General features: G+C 48.5%; 1 protein-coding gene. It reads right to left on the bottom strand.

The features are described from left to right. Positions 1 to 577: IS4 family transposase (locus R7093_RS26910; RefSeq protein WP_318147234.1), on the bottom strand; the 577-nt coding region annotated here is incomplete at both ends.

Below are 577 nucleotides of genomic sequence, written 5' to 3'. Positions count from 1 at the left end.
TCAACCACTTCATATTGCGTGTTGGATTTTATCGGCGTCATCCAGTGACTCGTCGTATGTTGCCGTTGCCAATTAATCATCAACTCGGCACTGAGGTAACAGCGGTCAAAAATCGTCAGGGAGTGAGCGGGGGCTGAAGCGGCCAGCTGTTTGGCATAAGAGACCTCTCCTGTCGAGCTGGGCCCAAAGACAACATCATGTAATAAACGACTTCGCAGCGATGTGAGGGCACATAATCGAACAATCGGGTATTCAGTATGGTGGTTTTCATTGTACTTGATGTATTGGAAGTGCTCTGCAAGACAGGCGGTATCATGGGTGCTGAACTGAGTGCCGTCGACAGAAAGTAAACTCAGTCCAAACCATTTGTCATCGCTATCTTCCTGCTGGGTCCAATGGGCTGCTGTCAGTTTAAAAAGCGCTTCCAAAGGTTGGGCGGTGAGGCGCTTTCTCGCTTGAGGAATAGCACTTGGTGCAACAGAATCCCCTAAGTGGTTGGAAAGCTTGAGGCCTAGTTTATCTAAAACTTCCGTGATGGGTTTATCCCGATACAAGCCAATACCGACGATTAGCCAAA

This window comes from Vibrio sp. 1580, assembly GCF_033340055.1.
Note: the sequence above shows the minus strand (reverse complement) of the source record. Positions and strands in the feature narration are given on the sequence as shown.